The following is a 26481-nucleotide window of genomic DNA, read 5'->3' on the forward strand; positions in this document are numbered from 1 at the left end:
CGTCAAAATAACCTAGGCGCATCAGGTCTCTCGCTTTTCAAAGGAAACAATTGCTCTAAGACTCGGTCCATATGGATCGCGGGAACAAAGTTCACGGCCCGCCTGACATAAGGCGGCAACTGTTCCACATCACTTTGGTTGGCCTGAGGAATAAACACCACACCGATGCCATAACGCGCCGCCGCAAGGGCTTTTTCCCGAAATCCTCCCACGGGAAACACATCCCCAAGAACGGAAATTTCTCCCGTCATGGCGCAAAGTAAATCCAAAGGTTTTTTCAAGAAGGCCGACACAAGGGCCACGCACATGGCCATGCCCGCAGACGGCCCATCTTTGGGGACGGCCCCAGCCGGCACATGGATATGGACATCGGTCTTCTCGTGAAAATCAAGGGGCAAACCCCACTGAAAAGCCCGTGTGCGGATGAAGCTCAGAGCGGCTTGGGCCGATTCTTTCATGACCGTCCCCAGATGGCCCGTCAACACCACGGCACCTTTTCCCGGCATGACGGCCGCTTCGATGCGCAGCACTTCACCGCCATGGGGCGTCCAGGCAAGAGCCAAGGCAACACCGGGAACACCGGGAGCCTCACAAGCCGGATGGTCTTTTCTGGAAGGACCCAAATAGCGTTCGAGATGACTTTTTGTAATACGGAAGGGCGACTTTCCTAGCTCGGCGCGCTTCCGGGCAGCCTTACGACACAAGGCGGCCAAGGCGCGTTCCAGCTGCCTCACGCCGGATTCGCGGGTGTAGTACCGAACGAGATTTATGAGGGCCTGATCGCTGAGCTGGAGATCCCCGGGGCGCAAGCCGTGTTCTTTCATTTGCCGCGGGAGCAGATGGGATTTGGCGATCTCCACCTTTTCCCTGTCCGTATAACCGGAAAGTGTCAGCACCTCCATTCTGTCCGCCAGGGCAGGGGGAACGTTGTCCAAGCTGTTCGCCGTGGCAATGAAGAGAACCTGTGAAAGATCAAAAGCTACGCTCAAATAATGATCAGAAAAGGCGCGGTTTTGCTCCGGATCCAGTACTTCGAGAAGGGCCGCTGCTGGATCGCCGCGGGCGTCCGAACCGATCTTGTCGATTTCGTCAAGCATGAAGACCGGATTCTTGGTCCCTGCATTGCGCAGACCTTGAATAATGCGCCCCGGCATGGCGCCGACATACGTGCGGCGGTGTCCTCGGATTTCCGCCTCGTCTCGAATCCCACCGAGGGAAACCCGCACAAATCGCCTACCCATCGCTTTCGCTATGGAACGCCCAAGGGATGTCTTGCCCACGCCGGGCGGTCCCACAAGGCACAGGATGGATCCCCTGACACTCCCTTTGAGGCTGCAGACGCCGAGAAAATCCAAAATGCGCTCTTTGACCGCTTCCATGTCATGATGGTCGGCGTCCAAAACTCGGGCGGCTTCCGCAAGATCCAATCGGTCGTCAGTTGTCTGCTGCCATGGCATGTCGATAAGCCAATCCAAGTAGGTGCGCACCAGAGAAGCCTCGGCGGCGTCGCTTGGCAGCATGATGAGGCGATCCAGTTCACGCATGGCCTCCCGATACGCCTCGGGACTCATTCCTGCCGCTTGTATCTTTTCTCGATAGACTCTTTCGTCTCTGTCTTCATCCCACTCGCCCAGCTCCCGGCGGATGGCTTTGAGCTGCTCCCGGAGATATCGCTCCCTTTGACGTCGAATGAGGGCTGTTTCGGCTTCGGATTCGATTTGTTGCTGGACTTCGGCTTTTTGGAGTTCCTCCGTCAGCGCCTCGGCCACCTCCCGCAGCCGTTGTGCCGGATCCGCAATGGCCATCAAACGGCAGCACAAACGAGGTTCCAAGTGGAGGTTGAAGGCCAAAAGATCCGCCAGTCGTCCCGCAGAGGAGGCACTTTGCAAAACAGCTTCGGCATCGGCAGGATGCATGCCGCGCAGGCTGAAAAGCTTTAGGCCCATTTGCCGCACCCGAGCCAGGAGCAGGGCGAGGCTGTCATCAATAGGCGGATCCGTTTCCACCAACGGCTCCACACGAACCTTGAACCCCGAAGGCTCGGAGACGAGGCCAGAAACCCTGGCCTTCGCGATGCCTTGCACAAGGATTTTGATCCGACCATCACTCAGGACTGTATTTTTCAGGATCAACGCCACGCATCCAAGAGCCCCCGGCAACGAAGGCTCCAGAGATCTCTCGGCGGCACAGGCGTCGTTATCCCCGCAACACGCCGCCAAGAACACATACCGGCCCACTTTTTCGGCTTCGGCCAGAGCCGTCTTTTCCGCAGGCTCGGAAAGGAACAGCGGCATGATCATCGCGGGAAAAAGCATGGTGTGGCGAAGAGGCAGTACCGGCAAATCCTTAGGCCAAAAGGGTGTGGTCATGGTGCGGTGTCATCCTCCCGCATCCCCCTTAGCAGCGGGCACCACCCTTGTCAACAGACGACAAAACCTTGGCCTTCTCTTGACAGCCCGAGGGGTGAATGGTAGTTAGTCGGCACCCAGCTTCACCTTTGGAGGGATGGCCGAGTGGTTTAAGGCGGCGGTCTTGAAAACCGTTGGTCGGTGATGAGCCGGCCCGTGGGTTCGAATCCTACTCCCTCCGCCAGAATGTCCGTTGTATGGAGAGATGGCCGAGTCGGCTGAAGGCGCTCGCCTGCTAAGCGAGTGTGCTCCGAAAGGGGCACCGAGGGTTCGAATCCCTCTCTCTCCGCCATATCAAAAGCCTGGCCCATCCTCCGAGGATGGGCTTTTTGTTGTTTGGCCTCCCTTGACGGGTTTTCCAACCAAGCCCTCAGGGGTTATTAACATCTATGACAGGTTGCTGACTTCCGCGTCATCGATGCACACGCCAAAAGCCCCTGCTTTCCCAAAAGTTTGCAGGCACAAAGGAGGAATCTTCGAAATTTGGCCTGAACCAGTTCACAGAGGGTCCCCATAACCTCATGCGACCTACCCCCCGCAAAAGGCTCCGGAATAGATTTTTTTCGATGCCCGTCGACTTGTGGGGCAATCCGTGGCTTCGTCTGTCGGGATGTGGCAACTTCGTATCCGGTAATGCATCAGGAGGGCTCATGCAGGAAGAGGCAAAAGATTGGACACACCTGGACCGGAACGGCCGGGTTAAGATGGTCGATGTAAGCGAAAAAGCACCGACGTGGCGGGAAGCTCGTGCTGAAGGGCAGGTGCGCATGGCTCCCGAGACCCTGAGGCGCATCATGGAAGGAACCGTGGCCAAAGGAAATGTTTTGGACACGGCCAGGCTGGCGGGAATCATGGCCGCAAAAAAAACATGGGACTTGATCCCCCTGTGCCACCCTCTGTCTTTAACGGCCGTGGATATCTTTGCCAACCCGGATCCCGATCTCCCCGGAATACGTCTCGAAGCCCATACCAAAACCTGCGACCGCACCGGAGTGGAAATGGAAGCTCTGGTCGCCGTAACCCACGCTGCCTTGACCATTTACGATATGTGCAAAGCTTTGGATCGCTCCATGGTCCTGGAAAACATCCGCCTGACCTACAAGAGCGGAGGCCGAAGCGGCACCTTTCGACTTCCGGTTCCGGCGGAAAACCCGACCGGCGACGACTCGGAAAATTAAGAGCGATTCCGCGTGTGGATGCCGTGGTCTCCTCCAAGCCAACCATATTCCATCACGGTGGACTCGACCTCGTGACCTCACAGACAGGCAAAAGAAAGACCGCAGAGCGGTATTCCGGCTGCATTTTAGGCTTTACAACCCGGCATGCCCTATGCTAGCGAACATGCCTCCATCACTGCGCGCGGAGGATTCGCCATGGACCGAGAGACACTGGCCTACTTCAAAGAAATTCTCGAACAGCGACTGCGCGAGCTTATCGAGGAAGCTGAGAAGACCGTAACGGGCATGACGGATGAAGGGGAAACGTTCCCTGACCCCACTGACAGGGCGTCTCTGGAATCGGACCGAAACTTTATGCTTCGCATCCGAGACCGGGAACGGAAGCTCATCACCAAGATCCGGGAAGCACTGCAAAGGATCGAAGACGGTTCTTTCGGCATCTGCGAGGCCTGCGGTGACGATATCGGCATCGAGCGCCTGAAGGCTCGCCCGGTCACGACGCTTTGCATCGACTGCAAGCGTCGCCAAGAAGCCATGGAAAAGATCCGAGAAGCTTAAAGACAAGACTGCGGGGCGGCATCCGGGCCTTTGCCGTCTGCTTCCCGAAGGTGGACGATGTCGCCGACCCAAATCGTTTCCAAAATCCCGCAGGGTGTTTCCACAACGAGGGCTCCCCGGTCTGTAAGATCCCTGGCCAAGCCCTCAACCACCCCGTCGGAGACCTGAATACGGACCGTTTTTCCCAAAACGGCCGACATCTTTTTTAAGTCCTCCCGCAAGGGTCCTAAACCCTCCTGAAGATAGAGCCCGTAGAGTTCTTCCATGCTATTGAGGAAGGTGGCCAACACATGGGCGCGACTCTGCTCCCAGGCGCCCATGAGCGGGACGGATGCCGAAGCCTTCGCCCATTCGACGGCCACAGATGTGGCCGGGTAAAGAACATCCGTGGGCAGGTCTTTTTCTCCTTGTAAGACGTTGATCCCCACACCCACCACCAAAAACTGGATGCGGTCCGGGTCAGACTGCATTTCTGTAAGAATGCCCGCAACCTTCTTCCCGTTGATTAAGACGTCGTTCGGCCACTTGATGCGGGCGTCCAAAGCCCAACGGGTTCGAAGGGCGTGGGCCAGAGCCAGAGCCGTCACCAAGGTGGTCTCCGGACCCTGCCGCGGTGGGAGATCGGGCCTCAGGATCATGGAAACGTAAACACCCATGCCTCTTGGTGAAACCCAAGGGCGTCGGAGCCGACCGCGCCCCGCCGTCTGCTCCTCGGCCACGACCGTCGTACCGTGGGGCGCTCCGCGGCGTGCCAAATCCATGGCCCGATCGTTGGTCGATGCCAGCACTTCATGGTACTCGTAGGGCCGGCCGAGGAATCTCGTGCGGAGCAATGGCAGTACTTCTTCATGCCGCAAAGATTGGCTTGGGGCCGCGAGACAATAACCTTTTTTGGCGCGACTTTCGATCAAGTAGCCCCGGGCGCGGAGCGCGCGAATATGTTTCCAGACGGCTGTGCGCGAAATGCCCAACGAAGCTGCAAGGTTGTTACCGGAGATGGTTTCCCCCGGATGTTTTTTCAGCTCTGCGAGAATGGAGAACATTGTTGCCGATTGTTCCGTCATGATCCAAACCCATGGGCAAGGCCGATGGCCGCATGATACAGAATGATTTCCGTCATTTCGTTGACAGCGCCGAGCATATCCCCTGTCATGCCGCCAATCCATCGTTTCGCGGTCTTTCGAAATAAGACCGCTGCCAGCACAGAGATGCTCAGCATGATGGGAGCCCAAAATCTATCGAGCACGAAAGCGCACCCTGCGGCCCATACGGAAGACCACACGATTTCCCGACGCCCCACGTGCTCGAGGAAGGCTCTCCCTACCCCCCCCTGCGCTCGAGCATAGGGGATTTTGTAGGTGCACAGGACCATGGTGTAGCGGCTGAGCGTCGGAACGAGAAGGATCTCCCACCACCGGTGAGCGGCAAGCAGCTCTGAGACCGCAAAAACCTTAAAACTGACGCCGAACACCAAAGCCAAGACCCCAAAGGCTCCCACACGGCTGTCTTTCATGATCTCCAGCCGTGTCGCGGGTTCGAAAGATCCCCCGAGGCCGTCGGCCACGTCAGCCAAGCCGTCCAGATGCAAGCCACGGGTCAGCCATGCGCCGATGCCTATGACCCACAAGGAAGTCAGTGGTGCGGAAAACGCCAGGGAAACCCCGCACCATGCCACCGCGGCTTGGATCGCCCCGAGGAGGAGGCCGACGGCAGGATAGGCGGCGAGGGATCGCGCGACGTCTGCATCCTGATAAATCATCGGGGCTTGCCCGGGAATGCGCAGCCGAGTGAGAAATCCCAAAGCCACAGAGAAACTTTCCCACATGGAAGCAGGTCACCTTTCGCGTTGCGCGTTATCAAGTTGGTTCCCTGTGCCGGGCGGCGCCCATGGGCTGAGGCATAACACGAACCGGATCCGGCACCGAGACGCCCGGGCGGCCTTCCCACACAGGGACGCCGCCTCCCTGCACGACACCTCTTGAACGCCCAAAAACACAGCTCCCAAGAGATCATCGAGGCTTGAGAACAACCGGGATACCGGCCACGACCAAGGTCACACCGGGACACACTTCGGCCACCCTTTGGTTGGCCCACCCTGCCAAATCCCGGTAGCTTCTCGCCAGGGCATTGTCCGGCACAATCCCCCAGCCCACCTCGTTGGAGACAAGCACTACCGGAGAAGAAGCCCTCGAGAGAACTTGGCACAAAGATTCCACATGGGCCTTGGCCTCGATGGCACCAAAGCGAAGGATGAGGTTGGAGTACCACAGAGTCAGGCAGTCCACTAAAACCGGGCCGGGGTCACGGTCCAGCGCCGACAGGGTATCGGCAAGCGTCAGAGGGCATTCGACGGTCTGCCACGATGGGCCGCGTCGGCTTTGATGCTCAAGCACCCGGGAGGCCATTTCCTCATCGAGGATTTCCGCCGTGGCGACGTAGCGGTAGGGGGGGACATAGGCCATCACGAGCTTTTCGGCATAAGTGCTCTTGCCGCTGCGTGCCCCACCCAAAATGAGATGCGGGGTTGGAGGCCAGCTCATGGGGTGGGATTGTCCTCATCGGATTCCAAGGCCAGCCCCAGATGCCGAAGTAACCTGCCGAGCTGCTCAGGGTTGCGAAACCTGATGGTCACCGTGCCTTGATCCCCTTGTCTCTTGACGGTGACGGGAAGATCTAGACGCTGCCTCAGACGTCTTTCCAGTTCCGGCCAATGCGACCGCGGCGGGGTGGAAACCGTAGCGGCCTTGGCGTTCAGCAAATCGCCGATGCGTTTTTCGGTCTGGCGCACGGACAGGTCCCCACGCACGATGGCATCCCGCATGGCCAGGCGGGCTTCATCGTCGGGAAGCGCCAGTAGGGCACGGGCATGGCCCATGCTCAGGCGACCGTCCAAAATGTCCTGTTGTATGGCCAGCGGCAATTGAATCAGGCGCATGATGTTGGCGACTGTCGACCGGTCTTTACCCACACGCTGGGCGATTTCCGCTTGGGTGAGGCCAAACTCGTCGTGCAGTCGGCGATACGCCGCCGCCTGTTCGATGCAATTTAAGTCTTGGCGTTGCAGGTTTTCCACCAAAGCCAACTCGAGGGACTCGCGTGGTGTCGCTTCCCGGACCACCACCGGCACTTCATGGAGTCCGGCAGCCCGAGCGGCCTGCCAGCGCCTTTCCCCGGCAAGAATCGTGTACGTTCCCTGTTCGGCGCCGCGCGTCACCAGAATGGGTTGAAGGATGCCGTTTTCCCGCACGGACTGGACCAGTTCGGGAAAGCTGGCATCTTCCACCTTCTGCCGAGGTTGGAACGGATTGGGCTGAAGACGGTCCACAGGACAATAGAAGACCTGGACCTCTTCGCTTTTCAGCCAGTCGGTGGAAGGCAACAAATCTTGAAGTCCGCGACCGAGACCCTTCTTTTTATCAGCCACCACTGTCTTCCATTTTCAGGAGTTCTTCGGCCAGGGCCATGTAAGCCCGAGCGCCGGCCGAATTTCGGTCGTAGAGCATCACGGGCAGCCCGTGACTCGGGCATTCGCTCAAGCGGACATTGCGCGGAATCAGGCTTTTGAGCACCCGACCGCCCAGATGTTGGCGCACTTCCGTGGCCACTTGATGGCACAGGTTATTGCGTCGGTCGAACATGGTCAGCACAATACCGCAGATGCGCAGATCCGGGTTCCACCGCATTTTGATTTTGCGAATGGTTTCCAGGAGTAATGTCAGACCCTCCATGGCAAAATATTCGCACTGCAATGGGATGAGGACACCCCGGGCGGCACAAAGGCTGTTGACGGTGAGAAGCCCTAGAGACGGTGGGCAATCCAGGACAACAACATCGAAATCCTGGCAGATCGACTCCATTTTTTTCGCGAGCAATGTCTCGCCACCTTCTTGCACCGCCAGCTCCCACTCGGCCGCAGCCAACGACGCATTGGCGGGCAGAACCCACAAGGACAGACTCTCAAAGGGCCGATGCAAAGGCGGCTTCACATCCCGCCGCAACAAGCCGTAGAGCGTGGCTTCGGGTTCAGAGACTCGAACGCCCAACCCACTGGAGGCGTTTCCCTGGGCGTCGCAATCCACCAGAAGAACCCGCTTGCCTCTGGCCGCCAGCGCAGCCCCGAGATTGATCGCGGTCGTCGTCTTGCCCACGCCCCCTTTTTGGTTGGCAACGGCCATGATCGACGTCATGGAGCTGCTCCCTCCTCTCGAGGGACAACCAGGCTCCACGCATCAAACAGCTCATGATACCGCACCAAGAACCTTTCCCCCGTATCCACGAGTACGCGGTAATAGCGCATGGGCACACGATGAGAAGGAACGTATCCCTCGTACCAACGATCTTCGATCGAGATCACTCGATAGCGCCGTCCCCGCCATTCCAATGCCGTCGGTTCTTGGGCTCCGCAATAATGATCGCGAGTGGTCGCTGAAATACGTTCCAAACGCATGGTGCTGCCTCTCCCTTTACCGAAAAGAATCTCTAATATACTGAGTAGGGCGTGTGATACAATTTTTTTGTCATTGAACGCGCGAGGAGGTTCACGCCATGACACGCAAAGCGCTCTTGGTCATCGACATGCTCAACGACTTCGTCGATCCGGGCGGCGCTCTGTATTGCGGAGAGGCGGCCCGGGCGATTATCCCTGCCGTTCGACGGCTCATGGAGGAGTTCTCTCGGCAGGGCCACCTCATTGTTGTCGTCAAGGACGCCCATCGAAGTGATGATCCTGAGTTTCAGATGTTCCCACCCCATGCGGTCCGAGGCACGTGGGGTGCGGACGTGATCCCGGAACTACCCCTTCCGCACGGAACGCGCGTCGTGGAAAAAACCCGATACAGCGCCTTTTTTGGTACCGATCTCGAAGGCATTCTCAAAGGTTTCGCGCCGGAAGAAGTCTGGGTTGTCGGGGTATGTACATCCATCTGCGTCATGGATACGGTCGGAGACCTTCGCAATCGGGATTACCCGGTGGTGGTCCCATCAGAAGCCGTTGCCGACTTCGATTCCGAATTTCATGCGTTCGCGCTCAAACGAATGGCCCGCGTCTACGGTGCCACCGTTCGGTGAAGGTCCGCTCCACGCCCAAAAAGGAGGCGACCCCATGACGTTATGGCTCGGCTATCGGCCGGAACTTTTCACCGATCTTTATCAGCTCACTATGGCGGCAAGCTACTGGAAAGAGGGCATGCATGGCCGGGCGGCCTTCAGCCTCTTTATTCGAGACCTGCCGCCCAATCGGGCCTATTTCGTTTCCGCGGGTTTGCAGAGCATCCTCGCCGTCATTGAGGATTTTCATTTTGATAAAACCTCCATCGATTACCTGAGGTCGCTCGGCCGATTTCCCGACGGCTTTCTGAATTACCTCAAAACCGTGCGCTTTACCGGGAGCATTCGAGCTATCCCTGAAGGGCGCATTTTCTTCCCCAACGAACCGATCCTGGAAGTCACCGCCCCCATCGTGGAAGGCCAGCTTTTGGAGACCATTATCCTCAACACATTGCATCTGGAAATTATGGTGGCCACCAAAGCCTCGCGATGCCTTCACGCCGCTCAGGGGCGCGCCCTCATCGACTTTTCACCACGGCGCACCCACGGTGTCGACGCCGCGATGAAAACGGCCCGATCCAGCTATATCACCGGATTTCTCGGCACGAGCAACGTTCTTGCCGGGCAGTTTTACGGCATCCCCGTCTATGGAACTATGGCCCATTCCTATATCACGAGTTTTGCGCACGAGATGGAGGCCTTCCGAGCCTACGCCGCAGCTTTTCCCGACAATACCGTCCTGCTTCTGGATACCTATGACACTCTGAGCGCAGCGGAAAAGGCTGTCGTCATCGCTCGGGAACTCCAAGCTCAAGGAAAGAAATTGCGGGGCGTGCGGCTGGACAGCGGTGACCTGAAGCGATTGAGTCGTCAGGTCCGCGAACTCTTCTGTCACCACGGTTTCCCCGATGTGGCCATCATGGCGAGCGGCAATCTGGATGAATATCGGGTGGACGATCTTTTGCGCTCCGGCGCCCATATCGACCTATTCGGCATCGGCACCCGCCTGGGCGTCTCCGCGGACGCGCCTTATTTGGACATGGCCTATAAGTTGGTGGAATACGACGGCCGCCCCGTGCTCAAGCTCAGCCCGGGAAAGATCACGTGGGTGGGAGAAAAGCAAGTGTTTCGTTCCTATGATCCCTCCGGACTCATGGAGCATGACGTCTTGGCACTGAAGCAAGAAAACTACCCTGGTTTCGAGCCGCTTCTGAGTCCGGTGGTCGTCCATGGACAGCGGACCATCCCTGAAGAATCCTTGGCGGAAATCCGTGCCCGTTTTCAAGCCGATTGGGAGCGGCTGCCACAAGACTACAAAGCACTCACGCCGGAAAAGACATATCCGGTGCACCCCAGCAGGCCGCTCCAAGCCTTGCAAGAGCGCGTCAGTCAAGCCCGCGTCGTCCAGGAAATTCGTTCATAAATCCCGGCGGACCCAGCGAAGGAGACGCCGTGTTCCGAAATCGGCGGGAAGGACGTATTCCCTGTCTTCCAAGCGGACCAAAACCGCCGAGGCTTCTGAAAGTCCTGCGTGGTCGGGAGCGACCTCGGGTTTTTTCGTGTCTCTCGTGGTTCTGGAGGTTTTCAGGCGTATCGGGATGAAGGTTTCAAAACACGTTCTCAGCGGGATGTCTCCAGGGATGTGGGCCTGGGATGTCGGACCTGCCCAGTAGGCCACAATGCCGTTGGATCTGAGCAAAAAACCCAGATGCTCCAACAGGATCGAATCCACCCGTACGGCCCGCACGGTCGTCAAATCAAAGCAAAACGACTCCAGTTCACGTTCACTTCCTGAGGTTTCGACCCGACGGCGATCCATTAACCCCCGAGATATCTCCTCCACACGACCATGGACGACCACCACGTTGGTCAGCCCTAAATCGGCTGCACAAAACTTGAGAAAGCTGGATTTTTTCCGATCGGATTCCAACAAGGTCACTTGAAGGCGCGGAAAGACGATGGCCAGGGGAACACCTGGAAAGCCCGCGCCGCTGCCCACATCCAAAGCCCGGCCCACGTCGGGCAACCAGATCGAAGGCACAAGGCTGTCCAGCACATGCCGGACTAGGGCGTCGAAGCCGGTGATGCGTGTGAGGTTGACACGGCGATTCCACATCTCCACAAGTTCCAGATGGCGACAGCACCGTTCCGCCTGCTCTTCCGACAAAGCCAGTCCGCCCTCGGCCCCGAGGCGGAGAATCGCGTGCCGACAGGCTCGGCCCTTGCCTTTGCTCACGGCTTTCTCGCTCTTGGTCTTTCACTTGCCGATGCAAAACCGTGAAAAGATGCGCTCGAGAACAGCATCATCCACATGAACACCCAGGATTTCTTCCATGGCCTGTCGCGCTGTTCTGATGTCTTCGGCGACCAGTTCAGGCAGGCCTTGGGTTCGCGCTGCCTTGACAGCCCGGCCTAGTGCTTCCAAGGCCCGTTCGAGGCACTCTTTCTGGCGCATGTTCACGGCAAATGTGGATTCCGCTCCGAGAATGACCCCCCGGAGCACATTGTTTTCCAGATAGGCTTTCAAACGCTGGATGTCCTCCGGCCTGTGGGCACAAAGAGGCACGATGGGATCGTGGATTCCGTAGCGCGCTCTAAGGGCTTCAGATGTCGTAACCGAGGGACAGTCGCTCTTGTTTAAGACCACGAGGCGCCTTTTCCTCTGCGTCCTCTCCGCAATGCGATCGTCGTCGGCATCCAGAACTCGACTTTGATCGACGATCCAGAGGACGAGATCGGCTTCCTCCACGGAGCGCAGTGTGCGTTCGATTCCCAGAGATTCGATCACGTCAGGTTTTTCACGGATGCCCGCGGTATCCAACACCCTGATCCATATTCCCCCGACCAGAAATCCGTCTTCGATGACGTCTCGAGTGGTTCCCGCAATGGGTGTGACGATGGCTCGTTCCTGGCCGACCAAGGCGTTGAGAAGGGATGATTTGCCCACATTGGGCTTTCCCACAAGAACCATGGAAAGGCCTTCCCGAAGCATCCGGGATTCCTCGTAATGATCCACAATGCTTTGCACAGCAGGAACAAAGCGGCGCTCCAACTCTTCGGCCAATCCTTCCAATTCGCCCTCGTCTTCAGCGTCGAGGTCTTCTGGAAAGTCCATCAAGGCTTCCAGGCGGGCCTCGATGTCAAGGAGTTGCTCGCGCCACCGGCCGATCCGTTCCCCAAAGCCTTTGCGCAACTGCCGCCCGGCGGCTTCCAAAGCCTTTTCTGAGCGGGCATGGATGAGATCCACCACGGCTTCCGCCTGAGACAGATCGACCCGCCCGTTGTAAAAAGCCCTCAGAGTGAATTCGCCGGGCCGGGCCATGCGGGCGCCTTGAGCCAACACGAGACTCAGCATGCGATTCAGAACAGCGTAGCCGCTGTGGCAGTTGATTTCCACCACATCTTCCCCCGTGTAGGATCGAGGGCCCGCCATGTAACTGGCGAGAACCTCATCAATGATCGTCCCGGAGTCGGGATCGACGATCCACCCGTAAATGAGTTTGTGGGAGATGGGGGGAAGCGAGGATGGGCGGGCGGGTCGAAAAATTTTCAGGAGAAGGGGAAGGGCATCGGGGCCACTGATTTTGAGGATCCCGATGCCCCCGATGCCGATGGGAGTTGCGATAGCGCAGATTGTCTCGGATCGGCAGACAATGTCCATCGTGCGCGGATGCAGCCTCCGCTCACTATGCGTTGGATTTCGCTTCGGTCATGGAGTCTGGAATGTTTTTCGTCTTCTTCGCCGGATAGATGACGACCCGGCGCAGGTTGCCTTCGCCTTTGCTCTTGGTTCGAACACCCTGATCTTCCTTCAGGGCCATATGAATGATGCGGCGATCTTGGGCGTTCATGGGACCTGTGGTCACTGGACGCCGGGACTTCTTGACGCGCTCACTCAGTTGCAACGCCATTTCTGTGAGATTGCTTTCCCTTTTGGAGCGGTAATTCTCCGTGTCCACGATCACGGGTACGCTGTCGCCCACCTCTCGGCTGACGATCTTGGCGACGACGTACTGCAAGGCATTCAAGGTCTTGCCGCGTTTGCCGATGAGCAGCCCCGAGCCGTTGCTCACAATGTTCAAGTAGATGCTCGAATCCCGCACTTCACTTTCCACAACCGTGGGGACCTCCACATACTTCAAGATTTCCGTGAGCACCTCCTTGGCCCGGTCGCACGCCCTGCCGAGAGGCGTTTCTTTTGGGGTGACGCGAATGCGTGCTTTGCGGGCCCCGACGATGCCAAAAATGCCAGAAGAGCCTTTCGAGAGGACCTCGATGTCCAACTTTTCCAGAGGCAATTGGAACGCCTCGCAGGCCGATTGAATGGCGTCGTCGAGGGTTTTCCCTTCAAATTCCTGCGTTGGCATACTCTCCTCCGTTTATCGTCCGAAGCGCACGCGCGGTCGCCAGTCTGAAGCGGAGAGGCGCCTGGTTAAGCCTGTCGGTTGATCCAGTACTGCTGCACGATGGACAAGACATTGTTCACGAACCAATATAGCACGAGACCCGACGGAAAGTTGATAAAGAAGACGGTGAAAATCACGGGCATCATGAGCATGAGCTTTTCCTGTCGGGGATCGCCCGCTGACGGCGTCATCTTTTGCTGAATGAACATGCTCGCCCCCATGAGAAGGGTCAGCACGGGAAGCCCGCCCAAATACGGGACTTCGAATCCAATGAACAGACGATCCGGCGCGGTGAGATCGTTGATCCACAGCCAAAACGGCTGATGCCGTAGTTCGATGGCGCCGTAAAGCATGCGGTAAAGGGCAAAGAACACCGGGATTTGAAGCACCATGGGCAAACACCCTCCCAAGGGGTTCACCTTGTAGGTGCGGTACAGCATCATGAGTTCCTGGTTCAGTTTTTCTCGATCATCCTTGTACTTCTCCCGCAGCTGGGCCATCTTGGGCTGGATTTTTTTCATCACCTGCATGGACTTGAAGCTCTTATGCGTCAAGGGCCAAAACAGGATCTTGATGATCACCGTCAGGATAATGATCGCGACCCCGTAGTTCCGGGTATAATCGTAGAGCCACCTGAGGAAGATCAGCAACGGTTTGGCCAAGAAACTGAACCATCCGAAATCCAAAGCCCGCTCCAAACGCCCGTCGGCTCTCTTCAAAGCCTCCAACTCCTTGGGCCCCCAATAATACGTGTTGGATACCGTTACAGCGGCACCCGGAGCCACCGTGAACGGGTCGGTGAGATAGACCAATTGCACCAGTCCGGCATTGGCATCGAGAAGCCGAGGGGCCACTTGGAAATGCGCCTGGGCTCCCGGCAGCAAGGCCTGCAGAAAGTAGTTGTTCTCAAAACCGATCCAATGCAAGGGCGGCTTGAGCAAGGGGATTTCTTTTTTCAGGGCCTTCTGGTCGAAGTGCTCCAACGAACCGTTCTTGAACACTGTGACGTGGGACTGGTTGTACGAAGACTCCACTCCGTCGAACGGCATGGCGTACGAACTGATGCCCAACTGATCCGTCAACGGCACATCGGAGAGGTTTTCCAGGGTCACATCCACGCCTATGGCGTACGTGTGTGGCGAAAAGCGGAGGGCTTTTCGGACCCTCACGGCCCCGGGAATTTCCGCCGTCAGCACCAAGGTCTGCTCGGAATCCCCCGCGTTTAAACGCATCTCCGTCGGCGTCTCGCTCTCATAGGCCATGGTGGCCAAAGGCCAGTTGCCGCGCTGGAGGAGATCGACGGCCAGCGGAAAGTATCCCGAACCCTTGGAGGGGATAAGATCCATCAGGGGAGATGACGGATCCACCTCCTTACGGTGCTTTTTCAACGTGAGGCTCTCAATGCGTCCTCCGGCGGAAGAAATCCTGGCCGTGTAGAGGGGCGTCTCCACGACCCAAGTCTTCGTCGCCGTCGCCGGTCCTGAGTGCTGCTGGGGCACATTGGCCAGATCCACTTCCCGTTGGAGACCGGGGGTGGCAAAAGGACCCGATGTTCCCGTGGAGGACTCGGGCTTCACCGGCGCTGTGGCTTGCGGGGCGGATGGGGTTTGGGTTTTTCGGTTCGAGTCCGGTGAAAGGAAAATTTCCCACAAAAACAAGACCGCCATGGACAAGGCGAATGCCAATAAGGCTCTTTTTTCCATGAAGTTCGCTCCGTTCACTTCCAGAATTTTGTGGGCACGGGATCAAAACCGCCGGGATGAAACGGATGGCACTTGAGAAGCCTCCAGCTTCCCAACAACACGCCGGCGAATGCCCCGTGCCTCTCGATGGCTTCATACATGTAAGCAGAACAGGACGGATGAAATCGACAGTGGGCTCCAAGGAGGGGTGAAAGACACATTTGATAAATTTTTACAGCATACAACAGCAGCCGTTTCATCATGCCATTCGTAGACCGCCTTTCTTAAAGCACTCCCTGAAAAGGTCGGTCATTTTCGGTGTCGGGAAACTTTCTGCACCGGGGCGGGCGACCACCACAATATCCAAGCTCGGCTGCGGCAAGGCATGCTTCGCATGCCGAAACCACTCTCGGACCCGTCTTTTGATCCGATTCCTCGAAACAGCGTTCCAGTATTTCTTTTCCACCACAAGCCCCAACCGGTGGTGCGTCAGACCGTTGGGCGCCAGATTGATGATGAAGGCGCCGCACGAGAACCGACGGCCGACTCGCTTTACCCTCAAGAACTCCGAGCGTTTCTTCAGGCGCTCCTCGGGCCGGAAGGACTGTCGGCTGCGGCTTGTGGTCGGCACGACCGCCCCATGCCCCGCATGGCTTACACGGCCAAGCGCTTCCGCCCTTTGGCGCGCCTCCGGTTAATGACGGCCCGTCCCGATTTCGTGGCCATGCGGACAAGAAATCCGTGTGTGCGCTTCCTTCTCAGATTATGAGGTTGAAATGTGCGTTTCATGACCTTTTCCTTCCCCTTTCATTGTCGCGCATCATCCTTGAGACTGAGGTCTCCGGTGCGCTGCCGCTCGCAAGGCCTGGTCCCACGTTTCGCTTTGGAAGCGAATTGTTGCTTATAGTCAAGCCCACGTGGCCTTGTCAAGCACACACAGCGGGGCAGCGTCCTTGCAACTCAGGGAAACCCTGTGGAAGGAAGGCCCATGCCCCGAGCTTCGCGATTTCAGCCCAAAATCAAGCGCGCTGAACTATCCAGCACCTCATGGCCATTTTTGCACGAATGTGTCAAAAGACATTGTGGTGACATCGCTTCGGATTCCAGAGGCACCACTGAGCCGGTCGATACGTGCGCCCATGGCTCGAGAAGCCGTGCACATGAACTAGCCGGAACAAGGAGGTCTTGCCATGAGTCGGTTTCCCAGACTTTTTTCGCCCCTCAGAATTCAGGGGCTCTTACTGAAGAATCGCATCACGATGGCCCCATTTTTTGCAGGGTACGCCCAGGCCGACGGGACCGTCAGTGCACTGCTCATCGATCACTACCGGGAAATGGCTCGATCCGGGGCATCCATGATTGTGGTGGAAAACATCGCGGTTCACGAAACCGGGCGAGGGAGCCCTTACATGCTCCGAGCCGATGACGACCGGTTTCTTCCCGGGCTGGAAAAATTGGCACGTGTCCTCAAGGATGAAGGGGTTATTGCCGCGGTGCAAATCAACCATGCCGGGCGTTACGCGTTCACTCCGGATAGACTGGCGCCATCTCCCGTTGCGACCGGTCAGGTTGTCCCTCGGCCGATGGGACGGGAAGAGATGGCCGAGGTTCGAACGGCTTACGCCAAAGCCGCCAACCGTCTGAAAGCGGCGGGCTTTGACCTGGTGGAAATCCACGGCGGGACCGGTTACCTCTTGGTGCAATTCTTGTCTCCTCGGACCAACAGCAGAACCGATGAGTACGGTGGGCCTCTAGAAAACCGAATGCGCTTCCCCCTGGAAGTCTTCGAAGCGGTGCGCGAAACCGTTGGACCCACCTTTCCCGTGGGGTACCGTTTTCTGGCGGACGAGTGGCTCCCCGAGGGGCTGCACGTGGACGAGACGGCCGTCTTCGCCCGGGAATTGGAGAAAAGGGACGCCGCCTACCTTTCGGTCATGGCGGGGACGTACGATTCGTTCTTCAGCCCAGAGTACCTCGCCAAGGAGAAAGAACAGGGATACATGCAGGATTTCGCCGCCGAGATCAAGAACGCCGTCCAGCACACGCCGATTATTACGGCCGGCCGCATCCAGGATCCGGAGGCCGCCGAATCCATTCTCGCGCGAGGAAAAGCCGACCTCATCGGACTGGCGAGGGTTCTTTTCGCCGATCCCCTGTGGCCTCGAAAAGCTCTGGGTGAGGTGAATGAGCCCATCATCCGCTGTGAACCTGCATGCTCTCTGTGCATGAAAAGGGTCATGAAGGGCAAGCCGGCTTTCTGCTCTCAGTGGTCCAAGGAAAGGCGGACGGCCTTCTTGGCCCGAATCCAGGAATCTCCCGAAGAGGCAGAACGAGAAATCGCCGGATCGCCATAAATGGGGCGGGACCGAGGCCGGACAGGAACCGAGGCCGTCTTTAGGTCTGGAGGGAAGGACGCCGGCGCCTGCGCATTCCCGCGATGCAGGGCTATTAAAAGGTCAAGCCCCGGAGGCTCGGTGTCCCGCACCGTCCCCCACCCGCACCGCCGATCCTTCAGCCCATGATCCCGTTTATCCCTCCCGGGGCTTGAAAAGGGGAAGATCCAGGTCTGAGGCGAGTCGCTGGCGCACCGCCGGATCGTCCAGAGACGCCACGCGGCCGTGATAGTCCACGGCGAACGGCGTCGCAAGCCACCAGATGAGGGCTGCCGGTTCGGAAGGGGGACGAAGGAGGCCGTGACGATAATAGGTTCGGAAATCCCCCACCAGGGGAAAACGATCCTCTGAGATGTCGCGGATGCGCTGTTGCATGGCCGTATCCACAATCCCCGGATAAAGGATGTGGATCCGGATGCCCGCGTTCGTTCTCCGGATTTCCTCGGCAAGGGTTTTTGCAAAAAGATCCATCCCCGCCTTGGCGGCGCAGTAAGCGCTCCAGCCCGGCACCGGATGCGTGGCCGCCCCGCTGGAGGTGAAGATGAAAACCCCGCGGCCCGCCTCGATCATGGCCGGCATGAAGGCTCTCACCATGTGAAAGGCCCCTGTGAGGTTCACCGCGAGATTGTTGGCCCAATTCTTGGGATCCAGGGTCCACGCGTCGCCCACAGGGTCAATGACGCCGGCGTTGGCCACGACGATGTGCGGTCGACCGACGCGCGACACGGTCTGTTCGGCCATCCAGCGCACCTGCTCCCATTGGGACACATCGCACTCGAGGCAATCCGCCCGCCCACCCCGCGAACGGATCACCTCCACACCGTGCCGGATCTGCTCCAAACTTCTCGCGACGAGCACCGTAGTCGCGCCGGCCAGCGCCAAACGCTCGGCGGCGGCCTGCCCGATGCCTCGCCCGGCACCGGTAATCACAGCCACCTGGCCGTCAAGTCGAGCCTTCTGGGGAATCGTCATTTGTGTCATTTCCGAGCACCATCCTTCGCGCCCGCCCGTTTCCACGGATGGTCGGGGCGCATGACGAGGCCGTGGCGGGGGTGAGATCCCTCCGCCGTTCTCTCGCCGGTCCCGATCAGGGTCCACGGCCGCGGTCGGCCGACAACGGAACGAAGGGAAGCCGGTTGGGCAGCGCGGCTTTTTCGAGGAGAAAAAGGTCCGAAACCATCAGGCTCAGAAGTGTTCCACGTGGAACATCCTGCGCCTCTCCCGGCTTTCCATCACCCCGGTTCCCATGATATTGTCCGTGACGGCACCGCTTCGACCCCTTTCCTTGAACGCCCCGGGAGGAATTCCGCCGTGAAAAGCTACCGTAAGGAACTCTGGATGGACGTGCCGTCTCGGCGGGGGTTTGTCAACATCACCCCCCAGGTGGAAACGGCCGTCCGCGAAAGCACCATCCAGGACCGCCTGGTTCTGGTCAACGCCATGCACATCACAGCCTCTGTCTTTATCAACGACGACGAACCCGGCTTGCATCACGACTATGAGCAATGGCTGGAACACCTCGCCCCTCATGAACCCGTGAGCCGTTACCGCCACAATCGCACAGGGGAAGACAACGCTGACGCCCATCTCAAGCGTCAGATCATGGGCCGTGAAGTCGTCGTCGCCGTCACCGGCGGTCGGCTCGACCTTGGCCCGTGGGAACAAATCTTCTACGGTGAATTTGACGGCCGGCGCCGGAAGCGCGTGCTCATTAAAATTATCGGCGCCTAATCCGCCTCGGCCCTGCGATGCCTGTGCCGCGGCCCCAAAAAACGTGCCCCCGCCGTCTCCATGTCGCTTGGAAAAACCCATCTCACCCCCAACCGCTCCCATCCAAAGCCCACGCCCGCCAAGCCGTCGCTGCTTCCATCCTCCCGGCGGCACGCCCTGGCCCACAAGCGGGCAACGTCGACGAACCCCAGGGTGACAAAAACCCTCCGGCTCCCCATGGCGCCCCGGTAACGTGCACCCCCTCCCCCTACAGTCGTTCCAGAGGCTCCGGCGGATCGGACCCGGGGGGGCGGATCTTCCCCCGCACCTCTTCCCGCAGTCTCATCTCTTCAGCTTCCGTCAGCGGCCGATCCGGAGGCGTGAGGACAAGGGGCGCCTCGGCTCCCCCATAAACGGTGGCACCGGTCAAAATTCCCCGCATTTTCGTTACGATATGCTGGCACATCCATCCCCCGTCACCGATGACGAGCGCAAAACAAAATGAGCCGTAGACGGTCTCCAGAATACGTGCCCTCTTGACGGGGACATCGGTCATCACCGTGACGGTTCCTTCCTTGAGGCTCTCCGGGTCTCCGGGCGTGTCGACCAAGACCGTCAAGCCTTCAATGCGGATTTCCCTTTTGACCACAGGGCGCCGCACCCGGGAAGCCACATAATCCAGCACCGTGCGATGGTTGACTTCGTCCACGGGAGAAAATCCATGATACTGCAAATCTCCATGGGAATGGATCCACCCGTTGATCACCATCCCCTTCCGCAGCTCTTCCTGAAACGCCAGCAGATCCCCCGTCTCGAGGCGGGTGTACTGGAGCAGGTTAGCGGCGTTTCGAGGCAGCCCGATGTCGGAGATGACCTCCGGTGTGTCTTCAAATCCAAGCGTCAGGCCATACCATTCGTAGCTTCCTCCGTAGAGCTCCCGGACCGCAGATGAAACGGCAAACGCCTTGTTTCGGGCATACCCGCTCATGCACACCGCCTCCGGGAGACTCCCCAAGGGGACCTCGATGAGCGCCGGCCTTTTCAGATCGGAAAGCTTTTTGACTCTCATGGCCTCCAGTCCACCCCTAAGCCAAGGCAGCCTTGACCTGCATCGCATTGACTTCATAGTCACCCGTATGTGTCCCGGGCAGAGAAAACATCGGTTCCAGAAGAACGCGATGCAGGATGCTCGTCAGGCCCCGAGCCCCGACGCCCTCCTGTTCCGCGCGCCGAGCAACTTCCAACACGGCTTCTTCAGTAAAAACCAGACGTATCCCCCACGCTTCGAAGTCTTTCACGAAGGCCTGAAGCGGGCTGTCCTCGCTTCTCGTCAAGATGTCCCTGAGATTGGCCGTGGTGAGCGAGTTGTAGACCACGCGCACCGGAAGTCGGGCCATGAGCTGCCGTTCCATTCCATAGCGCACCAGATCATCGGGAAGGAGATGCTCCCGCCACAGTCCTTTGGCTCCCAGGCGTTCCATCCGCTTCAGAACAATCTCTTCCAAACCTTCAAAGGCGCCGCCGGCAATGAACAACACATGGCGCGTCGACAGGGTGAGGCGCTCTCTTCCCCACTCAATGGTGTTTTCCATCCCCTCAAGGATCTTCAGCAGTCCCTTCTGAACCCCTTTGCCGGAAACATCCTTGGTCAACGTCTTTTCCGAAGCGATCTTATCGATCTCGTCCAGGTAGACCATGCCCGTCTGGGCCGTCAGGGTATGCCCTCCCGCAGACACCAAAAGATCCACCAAGATGTCCGACGCGCTTTGTCCCACGTATCCGGTTTCGCTGAATTTGGTGAGGTCTTCCACGACAAAAGGAACACCAACCAGCCTTGAGGCCACTTCACAGGTGTAGGTCTTCCCACAACCCGTGGGCCCCACCACCAAAATATTGGCTTTCGGCGTTTTGACTCTCTGCAAGGCCTTTTCCACGTCTCCACCAGACTGGCCCACGGCCTCGCGCAACGCCGCGCCAAGCCGACGGTAGTGGTAGGCGATGGCTGTGGCGAGGATCTTTTTCCCGCGTTCTTGACCGATGACAAAACGGTCCATTTCCGCTTTGAGCTGCGACGGGGTTTTGTCAAAGCTTGTGATGTGTTCCACCGTCTGGGCCGTTTTGCGGTCGCGAACCCCGTCGAGTTTTTCCTGGATCTTCAATCGGCTCTCCGGTGCCACAGGGTCAATCACGGGACACCTCCTCGGCCTTGCGTTTTTCCATGTAAAAACGATAGAGAAAGGCAAAGCTGTATCGCGAGAGCGCTTTTGGCGGAATCGCGGGATTCAGCTCATGCAGCGGTTCGCTGAGCAGAAGATCCTCGAGTGTTGCCGCCCAACGAACATATGGGCCGGAGATGCGCCCCAAGAGTCTTTCCATCCTCGGATACATTTCCGGCTCCACAAAGGCGAAAAGGGGGATCACGAAAGGCGCCTTTCGAGCCTCACCTCGCTCGAGCGCCCGCTCCACCGTCCGGTCAGGACACTCACCTTCCAAGACCTTCATCAAAGCTTCGGGATCTATGCCGCTCGCCTTCAGCACCGCCGCGGCACGAGTGAACAGATCCGGCTCGAAAACCTCCTCACCCTTGCCCCGCTCTCGCATCTTCCGGAGCCGTCGGCGAAACTCCCCCGCTTTTTCCACCATAAACCCTGTCTCCAAAGCCTTGCCTCTAACCCGCCATCATCCGATGCTCCGCTATGGAAACCCTGCGCAATCCCCGGCCTCGTCGATTGGGTTTCTCACCGATGGCTCCGCCTAAGCCTTCGGCAACATCCCGTCTGAGCAACACGATCCCCCGGCGCTTCCGGCGGCCACCTCCACCATGTCGGCCGAGAAGACCCGGTGTTTTCCCAAAAGTCCCATGGGGTACACCCTTCTCCAAAATACCCACGGCGCCATGCCGTCCATGATTCAAGGCTCCCCGATGAGCTTCACATGGTCGCGAAGCCGAAGATTTCCCACCGCCGAGATATTCACCGGCCATCCAACGGCTCTGTGGTCGAACTCCTCCCCGTCCGCTCGCCTCCCCGGCGGGTCCGTTCCCACATGGTGAGAAGACATGAGGCCCCTTGGACTAACGGCTGCCCCCGCCGTTCGGTTCTTATGAAAAAGCATTGGTGACCTGAATCTTTCCGGAACGAATCCGAGGATCGTCCGCCGAGATTCTCAAATCCTCGAAGTGTATGTCTGTGTGGAATCCGGAGAACCGGTCCAGGCTGTGGTACCCGTTTCTCTTCCGAGGGTCGTATCCATAGTAGAGGGCATTCAGCCCGTCTTCCAGCGTACGGATGATCTCGGTGGATGTGAACGATCGGCCCACCGGAGAGTGACCCAGGCAGATTCTCTGCCAAGGCTGGTGCCGCGCGAGAAGCGGATGCTTGTACTCCTCGATAACGACCGGCCAGAGGTCTAAGGAGTTTACCGCCACACGGCAATCCGGGAATACATACAGTCGATGATAATAGTCCCTGAGGGCGTACTGCCCTGTTCTCTTGTAAACGACCAAAGCTCCGTCCGAAGCCCTGTGGAAAAACCCGAAGCCATCGACTTCCAGCGCCCCCCGGGTCCAGATATAGAGCATAAAGCCGAGGGCTTCCATGGGCCAATCCCTGTAACCTTTCAATTTGTGTCGAAGCCCATCTAGGAAGTTACCCATGGCGTCTCGGCAGGCCTTTTCCAAGAGCTTCCTTAACCGATCCTCCAGTTCGCAGCCGGAAATGAGCTCAGGACCATTCCCTTCTCGAGATCCCGAGGCTGCTATGGTCGTCGCGGGCCGCTCCGGCCGCGCCGGATCCTCGCGAAGGATCTGCTCCGCCCACGAAAAGAACCTTTGGGGCACATGCACCTTGTGCGCCAACCACACGGCCAGAAAAACAGCCCTGTTTTCGGCCGATTTCACCTCCTGCGGCAGGCGGACGAAACGCGGCAAGACCTGAAAAAGCACCACATCCGCGAAACCCGACGCGAGCGTCTTGCCGTGCAGCCTGGCGACCCGCCAAAGATCCCGCCGGGACCGCTTTCGGTACTCGTCGGCCATTCCTGGCAAAAGCGTTTGCGCGTTTCGGACGAGGTCTTCCCACGAAAAAGCTTCGACAAAGGGGATTGCGTCATGAAAAAAGATCCTTGGATTCTCGAAACGGTCCCGGTTATGGCCGATCATGCCGGTGAAGGCTTTTTGGGCTTGGAGCTCCGAGGCGATTTGCGGATCTGTGGGGCAGGGCACATACACCTTCCCCTGATGAAGCAGAACAGCACAACCGCGAAGTTGATGAAAGAACTTGCCAGCCGACGCTTTATTCGGCGGCTTTCTGATCCCCCGGTTCATCTCTGTGCTCGAACCCCCCTTCTTGGGGCCGAAGCGCTCTTACGGCCACGTAGTAGTATTTTTCCCCTTCGTCTGTCTCCTCCACACGGGCCCGCTCCACTGGATCTCCTTCAAGCGGCCGTCCCCAGCACAAGAGCACACCGCTTTCCATTTGAAGCAGAATATCTTCAAGAATTTCTCTCTCCTCTACCGACAAATCTTGCCGTCCAAGGACCGCGTTCACCAGTTCCTGAAGCGAGCGCCCCTCGTAGCTCCCAGGCTCAAAGACTTCCAGAAGCCCCTCGGCCGCCTGCCCAGGGATGACCTCTACCACCAGAGGTACAGGCAATCTGCGGGATTCCTTTTCCTTCTCCTCGAGAACATGCACCGTCATGGTCCACCCCAATTCCTCCATCACTTTTTTATTATTTTGACATGGAATCTCGAGAAGTCAAAAGGGAGGGCCTGAGGCACGGCCGCGGCATATTGACCTTCGCCGCGATCTCTTCGGTCCGTTTCGGTAGGATCCCTATTTCACAAAATCTCACGACCGTTTCACGACCGTTGTTCGGCAACGGCCGATAGGATGGCACGAACTCTGGGATGTTCCCTCAAGGATTCTATGTCCAGAGGAAGTTTCCGACGCCAATTGGGATGCTCGCTCACGGTGCCCGGAACGTTCACCTGGTCCGTCATCCCGCAGAGGTCTTCCATGGACACGGAAAGAAGTTTTGAGCGACTGGCGCTCAAATAACGATACACGGCGGCCGCCCGCGCCACAGACCGACTTTCCTCGTCTTCGACCGTGCACCCTTGCTTTTCCCGCGCCCCTGGGTCTTCAAAACCCCATGATCTGAGAAGTGTGCGCAAGGCCTTACGGTCCGCGGCCCGTCCTCGAGCCATCTGCCTTCGCACTTCCGTGCTCGGGTAGAGATGGAGTCGTTCGCGCAGCCGAAGGTCTGTACCCCGCCAAAAACCCTCCAAGGTCGGAAGATCATGGGTGGCAAAGGAAACCATGGCCCACTCTGGATAGTCCTCGGGTCGCGGAAACGATCCATCCTCAGCTCTTTCAAAAAAACACAGCCGACATCCAAAAATCCCGTTTTCTTCCATCGCCGCTCGGACGCGTGGAGGAACCGTCCCGAGATCTTCACCCACAACAGCACATCGGTTTCTTTGACTTTCAAGGAGCACGATTCCCAAAAGGTCTTCGAAAGGATACCGGACATAGGCGCCGTACCGCGCGTCCTGACCCTCCGGGATCCAGAATTGACGCATCAGCCCCATGACGTGATCGATACGCAACGCTCCGAAATCGCGCATATTGGCCCGCAGCATGGCCACAAAGGGTTCATAGGCCTTTTCCCTGAGTACCCTCGGAAGAAAAGGGCAGACCCCCCACTCCTGTCCTTTTGGGTTAAAACCGTCTGGCGGGGCCCCAAGACGAATCTTCAGCGCGTACAGCGTCGGATCTTGCCATGTGTCCAGTCCCCAAGGCTCGACCCCCACGGGAAGGTCTCCATACAGGCCGACCGGCAGGCCCCGTTCCCAAGACCTGTGACCACACGCAGCGAGCTGCTCTCGAACATTCCAGGCCACGTATTGATAGAACCTCACCGTTTCGGCATGCTCGACGGCAAACCCCCGCACCTGAGGGCTGCCCACTTCGCGATAAGGGGCGGGCCAGAGGTGCCATCCCCATGAGGATCGATCGAGCCTACGAAAATGAGCGTCCAAGGCGTGGAAAACGCCATAGTGTTCCAAATCCACGCCGCCGCTCTCCACGAAACGATGAAAAGCTTGGGCCCGATCTGAGTTTGTTTTCAGGTGCTTTTCTTGAAAATGGTCGTAAAGCCGATGCAGGGCCCCCCACTGGATCGGCCACACTTTCTCGTATTCCACCAGGGGAGAGCGACGATGGGCTTTGCAGGCTTCCTGAATCTGTGCCTCGCCACACCAGCGCCGCACGGCTTCCGATTCCCAAAATTCCGGGACGGCTTCCAGGTCCAGATACCAGGGGTGGTTAAACCGTCGGCTCGACGGACCGTATGGGCTCACTTTGGAAGGATCTTCCATGAACAGCAGGTTCAGAGGATTTATGCCCACAAAGGCGGCACCGAGATCTGCGGCCCAATCGATGAGCCTTCTCAGATCGGAAAAGGAGCCTATGCCCCAATTGTGCTCGGACCGCACTCCATAGAGCTGAGCCGTGAGGCCCCATAATCTTTTCTCACCTCGCAACCCTTCCGGAAGGTAAGCCCGCCGAGGTCTCACGATAAGCCTCTGCCTCGCCGTTTTCTCCTCGAGTGCGCTCGAAAGGCGAATTTCCACATCATGGTACCCGCATTCCAAAGACTCTCCCAACAAGAGCACACGGCGGCACACCCGTCCCCCGCGGATGCTGAGCTCATCCACGGTCTGCAACTCGCTCAGGCACCCCTCGCCCCTGGCTTCCGATCCATTCTCCCGCAGAAGACGCCACTGGTATCGGCCGTGGCTGAAGGATTCGGCAATGGTGAGCGTTATGGCGATAGGCCGTGTTTCCGCGGCCACGACCTGAACCGGTTCGACCACGCGGCAGGCGGAGCTCCCACGAATGACTTCCAGCACTTCCAAAAGGTCTCGCGGGGTCTGCGCCGCGTAACCGCACCCGCTGAGAAGGGCTTTTAAAACCTCGTCCTCCACTTCGTGCTGCGCCCCGAACATGTCCTCGTAGGAGGCTTCAATCCCACACAAGGCCGCCACGTGCTCCAACAATCGCCGATCCCGATCCGGTGTTTTGCTCAAACGATCCCTC

General features: G+C 58.3%; 28 protein-coding genes and 2 tRNA genes. 8 read left to right on the top strand and 22 right to left on the bottom strand.

Going from position 1 to position 26481, the window contains the following annotated elements; translation table 11 throughout:
- Positions 1–2: 2 nt before the first annotated feature.
- Positions 3–2369: an endopeptidase La gene (gene lon / locus ACZ5K9_RS07255; RefSeq protein ID WP_464273755.1), complete on the bottom strand. Its 2367-nt coding sequence runs from the start codon at positions 2367–2369 to the stop codon at positions 3–5.
- A 130-nt stretch (positions 2370–2499) separates the two neighbouring features.
- On the opposite strand from lon, the gene ACZ5K9_RS07260 reads away from it, so the two are divergent.
- From ACZ5K9_RS07260 to dksA, 4 genes are all read left to right on the top strand, one after another.
- A tRNA-Ser gene (locus tag ACZ5K9_RS07260) sits at positions 2500–2592 on the top strand.
- Positions 2593–2607: 15 nt separating this feature from the next.
- A tRNA-Ser gene (locus tag ACZ5K9_RS07265) sits at positions 2608–2700 on the top strand.
- Between the two features lie 358 nt (positions 2701–3058).
- Entirely contained in the window at positions 3059–3586 is a 528-nt protein-coding gene (gene moaC / locus ACZ5K9_RS07270; RefSeq protein WP_464273756.1) for a cyclic pyranopterin monophosphate synthase MoaC, read from the top strand.
- Between the two features lie 195 nt (positions 3587–3781).
- Positions 3782–4144 carry an RNA polymerase-binding protein DksA gene (gene dksA / locus ACZ5K9_RS07275; RefSeq protein WP_464273757.1) on the top strand — a complete coding sequence of 121 codons (363 nt, stop codon included), beginning with the start codon at positions 3782–3784 and terminating at the stop codon, positions 4142–4144.
- Here the strand turns inward: dksA and ACZ5K9_RS07280 are convergent.
- From ACZ5K9_RS07280 to ACZ5K9_RS07305, 6 genes are all read right to left on the bottom strand, one after another.
- Entirely contained in the window at positions 4141–5208 is a 1068-nt protein-coding gene (locus ACZ5K9_RS07280) for a biotin--[acetyl-CoA-carboxylase] ligase (RefSeq protein WP_464273758.1), read from the bottom strand. The genes dksA and ACZ5K9_RS07280 overlap by 4 nt on opposite strands.
- Positions 5205–5969, bottom strand: a complete 765-nt coding sequence (cobS, locus tag ACZ5K9_RS07285) for an adenosylcobinamide-GDP ribazoletransferase (RefSeq protein ID WP_464273759.1) — start codon at positions 5967–5969, stop codon at positions 5205–5207. Before cobS ends, ACZ5K9_RS07280 begins: the two co-directional genes overlap by 4 nt.
- 184 nt (positions 5970–6153) lie before the next feature.
- A complete protein-coding gene (gene cobU / locus ACZ5K9_RS07290; protein ID WP_464273760.1) occupies positions 6154–6684 on the bottom strand; it encodes a bifunctional adenosylcobinamide kinase/adenosylcobinamide-phosphate guanylyltransferase in 531 nt (176 codons plus the stop codon).
- Entirely contained in the window at positions 6681–7568 is an 888-nt protein-coding gene (locus ACZ5K9_RS07295) for a ParB/RepB/Spo0J family partition protein (protein ID WP_464273761.1), read from the bottom strand. Before ACZ5K9_RS07295 ends, cobU begins: the two co-directional genes overlap by 4 nt.
- Positions 7561–8331 carry a ParA family protein gene (locus tag ACZ5K9_RS07300; RefSeq protein ID WP_464273762.1) on the bottom strand — a complete coding sequence of 257 codons (771 nt, stop codon included), beginning with the start codon at positions 8329–8331 and terminating at the stop codon, positions 7561–7563. Before ACZ5K9_RS07300 ends, ACZ5K9_RS07295 begins: the two co-directional genes overlap by 8 nt.
- Positions 8328–8591, bottom strand: a complete 264-nt coding sequence (locus tag ACZ5K9_RS07305; protein WP_464273763.1) for a hypothetical protein — start codon at positions 8589–8591, stop codon at positions 8328–8330. The genes ACZ5K9_RS07300 and ACZ5K9_RS07305 overlap by 4 nt, the downstream gene beginning before the upstream one ends.
- Positions 8592–8689: 98 nt before the next feature.
- Here ACZ5K9_RS07305 and ACZ5K9_RS07310 point away from each other — a divergent pair, with 98 nt between their 5' ends.
- Together ACZ5K9_RS07310 and ACZ5K9_RS07315 are read left to right on the top strand one after the other, a co-directional pair.
- Positions 8690–9211 carry a cysteine hydrolase family protein gene (locus tag ACZ5K9_RS07310; RefSeq protein ID WP_464273764.1) on the top strand — a complete coding sequence of 174 codons (522 nt, stop codon included), beginning with the start codon at positions 8690–8692 and terminating at the stop codon, positions 9209–9211.
- Positions 9212–9245: 34 nt separating this feature from the next.
- Complete coding sequence (locus ACZ5K9_RS07315) at positions 9246–10613, top strand: nicotinate phosphoribosyltransferase (RefSeq protein ID WP_464273765.1); 1368 nt, start codon at positions 9246–9248, stop codon at positions 10611–10613.
- Here the strand turns inward: ACZ5K9_RS07315 and rsmG are convergent.
- From rsmG to rpmH, 7 genes are all read right to left on the bottom strand, one after another.
- The gene (rsmG, locus tag ACZ5K9_RS07320; RefSeq protein ID WP_464273766.1) at positions 10608–11426 is read right to left on the bottom strand and encodes a 16S rRNA (guanine(527)-N(7))-methyltransferase RsmG; all 819 of its coding nucleotides are present in this window, start codon (positions 11424–11426) and stop codon (positions 10608–10610) included. The two genes, ACZ5K9_RS07315 and rsmG, sit on opposite strands and share 6 nt — an antisense overlap.
- A gap of 21 nt (positions 11427–11447) precedes the next feature.
- On the bottom strand, positions 11448–12851 hold the full coding sequence (gene mnmE / locus ACZ5K9_RS07325; protein ID WP_464273767.1) for a tRNA uridine-5-carboxymethylaminomethyl(34) synthesis GTPase MnmE: 1404 nt from the start codon (positions 12849–12851) through the stop codon (positions 11448–11450).
- Positions 12852–12876: 25 nt separating this feature from the next.
- A complete protein-coding gene (jag, locus tag ACZ5K9_RS07330; protein ID WP_464273768.1) occupies positions 12877–13557 on the bottom strand; it encodes an RNA-binding cell elongation regulator Jag/EloR in 681 nt (226 codons plus the stop codon).
- A 65-nt stretch (positions 13558–13622) separates the two neighbouring features.
- Positions 13623–15299, bottom strand: coding sequence for a membrane protein insertase YidC (gene yidC, locus ACZ5K9_RS07335; protein ID WP_464273769.1), 1677 nt, complete (start codon positions 15297–15299; stop codon positions 13623–13625).
- Positions 15300–15313: 14 nt separating this feature from the next.
- On the bottom strand, positions 15314–15541 hold the full coding sequence (yidD, locus tag ACZ5K9_RS07340) for a membrane protein insertion efficiency factor YidD (protein ID WP_464273770.1): 228 nt from the start codon (positions 15539–15541) through the stop codon (positions 15314–15316).
- A complete protein-coding gene (gene rnpA / locus ACZ5K9_RS07345; RefSeq protein ID WP_464273771.1) occupies positions 15538–15909 on the bottom strand; it encodes a ribonuclease P protein component in 372 nt (123 codons plus the stop codon). The genes yidD and rnpA overlap by 4 nt, the downstream gene beginning before the upstream one ends.
- Positions 15910–15932: 23 nt before the next feature.
- Entirely contained in the window at positions 15933–16067 is a 135-nt protein-coding gene (gene rpmH, locus ACZ5K9_RS07350) for a 50S ribosomal protein L34 (RefSeq protein ID WP_464273772.1), read from the bottom strand.
- A 401-nt stretch (positions 16068–16468) separates the two neighbouring features.
- On the opposite strand from rpmH, the gene ACZ5K9_RS07355 reads away from it, so the two are divergent.
- The gene (locus ACZ5K9_RS07355) at positions 16469–17632 is read left to right on the top strand and encodes an oxidoreductase (protein ID WP_464273773.1); all 1164 of its coding nucleotides are present in this window, start codon (positions 16469–16471) and stop codon (positions 17630–17632) included.
- A 174-nt stretch (positions 17633–17806) separates the two neighbouring features.
- On the opposite strand, the gene ACZ5K9_RS07360 is transcribed toward ACZ5K9_RS07355, so the two are convergent.
- Positions 17807–18652, bottom strand: a complete 846-nt coding sequence (locus tag ACZ5K9_RS07360) for an SDR family oxidoreductase (protein ID WP_464273774.1) — start codon at positions 18650–18652, stop codon at positions 17807–17809.
- A 330-nt stretch (positions 18653–18982) separates the two neighbouring features.
- Here ACZ5K9_RS07360 and ACZ5K9_RS07365 point away from each other — a divergent pair, with 330 nt between their 5' ends.
- Positions 18983–19402: a secondary thiamine-phosphate synthase enzyme YjbQ gene (locus ACZ5K9_RS07365; protein WP_464273775.1), complete on the top strand. Its 420-nt coding sequence runs from the start codon at positions 18983–18985 to the stop codon at positions 19400–19402.
- Positions 19403–19649: 247 nt separating this feature from the next.
- On the opposite strand, the gene ACZ5K9_RS07370 is transcribed toward ACZ5K9_RS07365, so the two are convergent.
- From ACZ5K9_RS07370 to malQ, 7 genes are all read right to left on the bottom strand, one after another.
- The gene (locus ACZ5K9_RS07370; protein WP_464273776.1) at positions 19650–20450 is read right to left on the bottom strand and encodes a hypothetical protein; all 801 of its coding nucleotides are present in this window, start codon (positions 20448–20450) and stop codon (positions 19650–19652) included.
- A 16-nt stretch (positions 20451–20466) separates the two neighbouring features.
- Complete coding sequence (locus ACZ5K9_RS07375) at positions 20467–21570, bottom strand: AAA family ATPase (RefSeq protein ID WP_464273777.1); 1104 nt, start codon at positions 21568–21570, stop codon at positions 20467–20469.
- The gene (locus ACZ5K9_RS07380; RefSeq protein WP_464273778.1) at positions 21563–22024 is read right to left on the bottom strand and encodes a hypothetical protein; all 462 of its coding nucleotides are present in this window, start codon (positions 22022–22024) and stop codon (positions 21563–21565) included. The genes ACZ5K9_RS07375 and ACZ5K9_RS07380 overlap by 8 nt, the downstream gene beginning before the upstream one ends.
- A gap of 267 nt (positions 22025–22291) precedes the next feature.
- Positions 22292–22441, bottom strand: coding sequence for a hypothetical protein (locus ACZ5K9_RS07385; protein WP_464273779.1), 150 nt, complete (start codon positions 22439–22441; stop codon positions 22292–22294).
- 40 nt (positions 22442–22481) lie between these two features.
- On the bottom strand, positions 22482–23609 hold the full coding sequence (locus ACZ5K9_RS07390; protein ID WP_464273780.1) for a hypothetical protein: 1128 nt from the start codon (positions 23607–23609) through the stop codon (positions 22482–22484).
- A 64-nt stretch (positions 23610–23673) separates the two neighbouring features.
- The gene (locus tag ACZ5K9_RS07395; RefSeq protein WP_464273781.1) at positions 23674–24078 is read right to left on the bottom strand and encodes a hypothetical protein; all 405 of its coding nucleotides are present in this window, start codon (positions 24076–24078) and stop codon (positions 23674–23676) included.
- Positions 24079–24239: 161 nt separating this feature from the next.
- Positions 24240–26471, bottom strand: coding sequence for a 4-alpha-glucanotransferase (gene malQ, locus ACZ5K9_RS07400; protein WP_464273782.1), 2232 nt, complete (start codon positions 26469–26471; stop codon positions 24240–24242).
- Positions 26472–26481 lie beyond the last annotated feature (10 nt).

The sequence above is a fragment of the Desulfosoma profundi genome, assembly GCF_055387865.1.